Annotated in this window: 6 protein-coding genes; 5 read left to right on the top strand and 1 reads right to left on the bottom strand. The window is 69.8% G+C overall.

Features of this window, described 5'->3' with window-relative positions; translation table 11 throughout:
- Positions 1-167: 167 nt before the first annotated feature.
- The gene (locus AB0I53_RS37555; RefSeq protein WP_358613735.1) at positions 168-677 is read right to left on the bottom strand and encodes an NUDIX domain-containing protein; all 510 of its coding nucleotides are present in this window, start codon (positions 675-677) and stop codon (positions 168-170) included.
- Positions 678-794: 117 nt separating this feature from the next.
- Between AB0I53_RS37555 and dop the strand changes: the two genes are divergently transcribed.
- The 5 genes from dop to pafA all read left to right on the top strand — a co-directional run bounded on the left by dop (position 795) and on the right by pafA (position 6,380).
- On the top strand, positions 795-2,294 hold the full coding sequence (dop, locus tag AB0I53_RS37550; RefSeq protein WP_358613733.1) for a depupylase/deamidase Dop: 1,500 nt from the start codon (positions 795-797) through the stop codon (positions 2,292-2,294).
- A 410-nt stretch (positions 2,295-2,704) separates the two neighbouring features.
- On the top strand, positions 2,705-2,896 hold the full coding sequence (locus tag AB0I53_RS37545; protein WP_358613731.1) for a ubiquitin-like protein Pup: 192 nt from the start codon (positions 2,705-2,707) through the stop codon (positions 2,894-2,896).
- Between the two features lie 133 nt (positions 2,897-3,029).
- Positions 3,030-3,863 (top strand): proteasome subunit beta, encoded by an 834-nt coding sequence (prcB, locus tag AB0I53_RS37540; RefSeq protein ID WP_358613729.1) that lies wholly within the window; start codon positions 3,030-3,032, stop codon positions 3,861-3,863.
- A 74-nt stretch (positions 3,864-3,937) separates the two neighbouring features.
- Positions 3,938-4,717 (top strand): proteasome subunit alpha, encoded by a 780-nt coding sequence (gene prcA, locus AB0I53_RS37535; protein ID WP_358613727.1) that lies wholly within the window; start codon positions 3,938-3,940, stop codon positions 4,715-4,717.
- 304 nt (positions 4,718-5,021) lie between these two features.
- Positions 5,022-6,380, top strand: coding sequence for a Pup--protein ligase (gene pafA, locus AB0I53_RS37530; protein ID WP_358613725.1), 1,359 nt, complete (start codon positions 5,022-5,024; stop codon positions 6,378-6,380).
- The last annotated feature ends 129 nt before the right edge of the window (positions 6,381-6,509 follow it).

The following is a 6,509-nucleotide window of genomic DNA, read 5'->3' as shown; positions in this document are numbered from 1 at the left end:
CCGCCCCGCCGCTCATACGGGGGCGCCGCTCGGGTACCTCCCCGCTCTCGGCCCTGGCGGGGCCGGTGCTTTTTTTGGGTTTCATACCCCGCCCAAAAGACTCACGGCCCCGTGCTCACCGGCAGACTCACGGCCCCGTGCTCACTGGCAGACTCACGGCCCCGTGCTCACCGGCGCTCGAACCATTCCTCGGCGAACTGGCGCCCGTCGGGCACGAACGGCCACTCAGGGTCGTTCAGGCGCTCGCGGAGCTCGGTCAGGGGCATCCACCAGCCATCGGCGACTTCTTCGGGCTGGTGGACGATCGGGCCGTCCCAGAGCGCCTCGTAGAGGAACGCGTGGAACCGCACGCTGCCCTGCTCGTGCAAGGTCTCGAACAGCGGGCGGATCGATGCCTCGCGAATCCCGAGCTCCTCGCCTAGTTCGCGCCGCGCGGTGACCTCCGGGGCCTCCCCGGCGGCGACCACACCGCCGGCCCAGCAGTCGTGCATGCCGGGGTAGATGTCCTTCGTGTCGGTGCGGCGGTGCACGTAGACCTCGCTGCGGTCAGGGGAGAGCACGAGCACCTCGCCGACCGCGTGCCAGAGCCCCTCCGCGCGCATCCGCCGTCGCGTCGCGCTGCCCACGACACGCCCGGCCGCGTCGTACACGGCAACCGATTCCTCGCTCGCGCTCATGGCCCAATCGTCGCACCCACCCTTCGAGGCACACGCGTTGCGCCGAATCGGGTCGACTCGGATCCCTGTGGCGCGCGGCACTCCGCTTGGTCGGTGAGACCCCGTACGCTGCCAGGTATGCGGCGGATCATGGGAACCGAGGTGGAGTACGGCATCGTCGTGCCGGGCGATTCCAGCGCCAACCCGGTGCTGACCTCCACGCACATCGTGCTGGCCTACGCGGCGGCGGCCGACATCCCGCGGGCGCGGCGCGCGCGCTGGGACTACGAGGTCGAGTCGCCGTTGCGCGACGCCCGCGGTTTCGACCTCAGCACGGCGGCGCAGCAGACCAACGGCTCGGACGGTGACGACCTCGGGGCGGCAAACGTCATCCTCACCAACGGCGCGCGGCTGTACGTCGACCACGCGCACCCCGAATACTCGGCGCCCGAGGTGACCAATCCGCGCGACGCGGTCATCTGGGACAAGGCCGGCGAGCGCGTCATGGAGGAGGCGGCGATCCGGGCGGCCAGCGTGCCCGGCAGCGCGCCGATCCAGCTGTACAAGAACAACGTCGACGGCAAGGGCGCCAGCTACGGCACCCACGAGAACTACCTGATGGCTCGCAGCACCCCGTTCACCTCGGTGATCGGTGGCCTGACCCCGTTCTTCGCGTCCCGCCAGGTGATCTGCGGTTCGGGGCGGGTCGGCGTCGGCCAGGCGGGGGAGAAGGCCGGTTTCCAGCTCTCCCAGCGCTCCGACTACATCGAGGTCGAGGTCGGCCTGGAGACGACGCTCAAGCGCGGCATCATCAACACCCGCGACGAGCCGCACGCCGACGCCGACAAGTACCGGCGGCTGCACGTCATCATCGGCGACGCCAACCTCGCGGAGACCTCCACGTACCTCAAGCTCGGCGCCACCGCGCTGGTGCTGGACATGATCGAGTCCGGGCAGCGCTTCGACGACCTGAAGCTGGCCGACCCGGTGCAGGCGGTGCACCTGATCAGCCACGACCCGACCCTCAAGCAGGCCGTCGAGCTCACCGACGGGCGCCGGTTCACCGGCCTGGACCTGCAGCGCGCCTACCACGAGCGCGCCGCCCGGTACCTCGACGAGCACGGCGGCGAGCACGCCGCCCGCGAGGTGCTGGACACCTGGGGCGAGGTGCTGGACCTGCTCGGCGGCGACCCGATGGACTGCGCTGACCGGCTGGACTGGCCCGCCAAGCTGCGGCTGATGGAGAGCTACCGGTCGCGCGACGGCCTCGGCTGGGCGTCGCCGCGGCTGCACATGGTCGACCTGCAGTACTCCGACGTCCGCCTGGACAAGGGCCTGTACAACCGGCTGGTCGCGCGCGGCTCGATGAAACGCCTGGTCAGCGAGGAGGAGGTGCGGGACGCGGTCACCACGCCGCCGGAGGACACCCGCGCCTACTTCCGCGGCCGGTGCCTGGAGCGCTACCCGTCCGAGGTGGCCGCGGCGTCCTGGGACTCGGTCATCTTCGACCTGGGCCGGGAATCCCTGGTGCGCATCCCGACGTTGGAGCCCCTGCGCGGCACCAAGGCCCACGTGGGAGCCCTGCTCGAGGCCGCGGCCAGCGCGGAAGAGCTGGTCGATTCGCTGACGAAGGGCTGACTGGAGAGGGCGCGTGGTCGTTCTGCGTAGGTGGTCACCTAGCGGAACCTCAGACGCCGTCTCGACTGCGGGATCCCCGACTTGTGTATGTCCAATACGCGGCATCGGGGCAGGTCCTCGCGCAGAGAGCCCCCTACGGGGTGGGCACAGTCTGAGAACCCGCGGGCGGTCCATCTGCGTGCGTGGCGGAAAGCGGCTGGCGCCGCTTGCCTGACGGCTCGATGCGGGTTCATGTTGGTGTCCCGAACGCGAACCGGCAGGCGAACACGTTTCGTGCACGTCAGCCCGGTGTGGATGATCGAAATGACGCCCGGCTGGACGTGGGCGAACGGGTGTCGGATGGGTAGTGTTCACAGCAGGATGTCCCCACTGCCGGGAGAACATCCGGAAGGCGAGCACCGGGAGGCAAGATGTCCCAGGAAAAGGTTCAGCGGCACGGCGGCGGCGAAGGCGACGACGAGCAGGGACCGGAGGCCGCCGGTCAGGAACGTCGCGAAAAGCTCGGCGAGGACGTCGACGCCATCCTGGACGAGATCGACGACGTCCTGGAGGAGAACGCCGAGGACTTCGTCCGCGCCTACGTGCAGAAGGGCGGCCAGTAGCCCGCGCGGGCCCGGCCGTGACGTCGTCAGCGCCGGGCCGGAAACTCCGGCCCGGCGCTGTCGGCTGCGCGCCGGATCATGACTAAAGTGCTGTTGAAGTCGAAAGCCCTTCGATCGGGAGACGATGTCGCTGATGGATCCGAGCTCGGGCCAGGCCCTGCCCGCCGCCTACCTCACGCCGGGGTCTTACTCGTTCACCGACTTCCTCCGCGCGACCGCGCCCGAACTGCTGCCCGGTGGCCGCGGGGTGCCGGAGGGCACCGTGCAGGCCCCGCACGGCACCACGATCGTCGCGGTGGCCTTCCGCGGCGGCGTCCTGCTGGCCGGTGACCGCCGCGCGACCATGGGCAACCTGATCGCCCAGCGGGACATGGAGAAGCTGTTCGTCACCGACGCCTACTCGGCCGTCGGCATCGCCGGCACCGCCGGGGTCGCGCAGGAACTCGTCAAGCTGTACGCGGTGGAGCTGGAGCACTACGAGAAGCTCGAAGGCGTCTCGCTTTCGTTGGACGGCAAGGCGAACCGACTGGCCAACATGCTGCGCGGCAACCTCCAGGCCGCGATGCAGGGCCTCGCGGTGGTGCCGCTGTTCGCCGGGTACGACCTCGACGCCGACGATCCCGACCGGGCCGGCCGGATCGTCTCCTACGACGTCGTCGGCGGCCGGTACGACGAGGTCGGCGGTTACCACGCGGTCGGTTCGGGTTCGCTGTTCGCGAAATCGGCGCTGAAGAAGCGCTACGACGCGGGCGCCGACGCCGACACCGCCGTGCGCACGGCCGTCGAGGCCCTCTACGACGCGGCGGACGACGACTCCGCCACCGGTGGCCCCGACGTGTCCCGGCGCATCTACCCGTCGGTCATCACCATCACCGGCGCGGACGGCGCCGTGCGGGTGCCCGAGGAGCGGACGGCCGAGATCGCCACCGAGGTGATCAACGGCCGGTTGGAGAACCCCGGCGGCTGACGCCGCGGCCCGGTGCAGCCGGGTCCCGATCACGCCTGCCCGAGCGAGCAGATTCGAACCAGGAGTGCACAGCCGTGACGATGCCGTTCTACACCTCTCCCGAGCAGTTGATGCGGGAGCGTTCCGAGCTGGCCCGCAAGGGCATCGCGCGGGGCCGCAGCGTGGTGGTGCTGAAGTACGCCGGTGGCGTGCTGTTCGTCGCCGAGAACCCGTCTCCGACGCTGCACAAGGTCTCCGAGATCTACGACCGCATCGGATTCGCGGCGGTGGGCCGCTACAGCGAGTTCGAGGCACTGCGGGTGGCCGGCGTGCGCATCGCCGACGTCCGCGGGTATTCCTACGACCGCCGGGACGTCACCGGCCGGTCGCTGGCCAACACCTACGCCCAGCACCTCGGCGCGATCTTCACCGAGCAGATCAAGCCGTTCGAGGTGGAGATCTGCGTGGCGGAGGTCGGTTTCACCGCCGAGACGGACCAGCTGTACCGGTTGACCTACGACGGGTCCATCGTGGACGAACCGCAGTTCGTCGTGATGGGCGGCCAGGCCGACGCGATCGCGAGCACGCTGAAGGATTCGTTCAGCCATGGGCTGGAGCTCGCCGACGCGGCGAAGCTCGCGGTCGAGGCGCTGTCGTCGAGCGGCGACAGCACCCGGGAGCTGGGCATGGGCCAGCTCGAGGTGGCGGTGCTCGACCGCGCCCGGCCGAACCGCACCTTCCGCCGCATCCAGGGCGCGGCGCTGACGGCGCTGCTTCCGGCTGAGGAACCGGATTCGGACGCCGAGGCCGGTGACGGCGAGGCCGAGGGCGAGACCAAGAAGGACAGCAAGAAGGACACCAAGAAGGACAAGTAGTTCCTTCGATCGTCGGTGGAGGGCATCTTCGAGCGCGGAGGTGCCCTCCACTGCTGTCCGGGCGACCCGGACGGCCGCCCGGCCGCTCGTGACCTGGTGGGCAGCCACAAGATGCTGTGGTTTCTGGTGCGGCTGAGCACCGCTGGTGCGATGCCGGTCGGCTTCGCGGTGGCTGTGCGCTGGGCGGCGACGGGGCGGCCGGTGGCGGTGATGACGCGGTGCAACCGGTCCAGCACGTGGAACGCGCTACCGGTGCCCGAACGGCGGACCGCCGTGAACCCCTGTTTGCGCCTAGTGTGGAAGCATGCAGCGGCGGATCTTCGGCATCGAAACCGAGTTCGGGGTCACCTGCACGTTCCACGGGCAGCGGCGACTGTCCCCGGACGAGGTGGCCAGGTACCTGTTCCGGCGGGTCGTGTCGTGGGGAAGGTCGTCGAACGTCTTCCTTCGCAACGGGGCCCGGCTCTACCTCGACGTGGGCTCGCATCCGGAGTACGCCACGGCGGAATGCGACGACCTCGTCCAGCTCGTCACCCACGACAAGGCCGGCGAGCGGATCCTGGAGGACCTGCTCATCGACGCCGAACGCCGGTTGTCCGACGAGGGCATCGGCGGAGACATCTTCCTGTTCAAGAACAACACCGACTCGGCGGGCAACTCCTACGGCTGCCACGAGAACTACCTGGTCGGCCGGTCCGGGGAGTTCTCCCGGATCGCCGACGTGCTGTTGCCGTTCCTGGTGACCCGCCAGCTCATCTGCGGCGCCGGGAAGGTGCTGCAGACCCCGCGCGGCGCGGTGTACTGCCTGTCGCAGCGCGCCGAGCACATCTGGGAGGGCGTCTCCAGCGCGACGACCCGCTCGCGGCCGATCATCAACACCCGCGACGAGCCGCACGCCGACGCCGAGCGGTACCGCCGACTGCACGTCATCGTCGGCGACTCCAACATGTCCGAGGTGACCACGCTGCTCAAGGTCGGCTCGGCGAACCTGGTGCTGGAGATGGTCGAGCAGGGCGTGCAGTTCCGGGACTTCAGCCTGGACAACCCGATCCGCGCGATCCGCGAGATCAGCCACGACCTCACCGGGCGGCGCACGGTGCGGCTGGCCGGCGGCCGGGAGGCGTCCGCGCTGGACATCCAGCGGGAGTACTTCGGCCGGGCGGTCGACCACGTCGCGCGGCGCGGTTCGGACCCGATGACCGAGCGGATCCTGGAGCTGTGGGGCCGGACGCTGGACGCGATCGAGCAGCAGGACTTCTCGCTGATCGACCGGGAGATCGACTGGGCGATCAAGCACCGGCTGCTGGAGCGGTACCGCAACAAGCACGGGCTGGAGCTGTCCAGCCCGCGCATCGCCCAGCTCGACCTCGCCTACCACGACATCCGCCGGGGCCGCGGGCTGTTTGACATGCTGGAGCGCAAGGACCTGGTGGACCGGGCGACCGAGGACGGCGAGATCGAGGCGGCCAAGGACACGCCGCCGCAGAGCACCCGGGCGAAGCTGCGCGGCGACTTCATCGCCGCCGCGCAGGCCGCGGGCCGGGACTTCACGGTGGACTGGGTGCACCTGAAGCTCAACGACCAGGCGCAGCGGACCGTCCTGTGCAAGGACCCGTTCCGGGCGGTCGACGAGCGGGTGGAGCGCCTGATCAGCTCGCTCTGACCCGCGCTTGCAGACGAGGGCGCCCCGCACCGAGTGAACTGCTCCCCGGAAGTTGGACTGAGAAATTCAGCTTCGACCTTCGGGGAGCAGTCGCATGTTGAGGACCAGCTCGTTGACCGTGGAGCAGCG

The sequence above is a fragment of the Saccharopolyspora sp. NPDC050389 genome, from assembly GCF_040655595.1.
GTDB lineage: Bacteria > Actinomycetota > Actinomycetes > Mycobacteriales > Pseudonocardiaceae > Saccharopolyspora.
This window is presented reverse-complemented; position numbering and strand designations above follow the sequence as displayed.

What these genes read in the sequence shown, in the direction of transcription:
- AB0I53_RS37555 (WP_358613735.1), bottom strand. Translation starts at nt 677, where the DNA reads ATGAGCGCGAGCGAGGAATCGGTTGCCGTGTACGACGCGGCCGGGCGT.
- dop (WP_358613733.1), top strand. Translation starts at nt 795, where the DNA reads ATGCGGCGGATCATGGGAACCGAGGTGGAGTACGGCATCGTCGTGCCG.
- AB0I53_RS37545 (WP_358613731.1), top strand. Translation starts at nt 2,705, where the DNA reads ATGTCCCAGGAAAAGGTTCAGCGGCACGGCGGCGGCGAAGGCGACGAC.
- prcB (WP_358613729.1), top strand. Translation starts at nt 3,030, where the DNA reads ATGGATCCGAGCTCGGGCCAGGCCCTGCCCGCCGCCTACCTCACGCCG.
- pafA (WP_358613725.1), top strand. Translation starts at nt 5,022, where the DNA reads ATGCAGCGGCGGATCTTCGGCATCGAAACCGAGTTCGGGGTCACCTGC.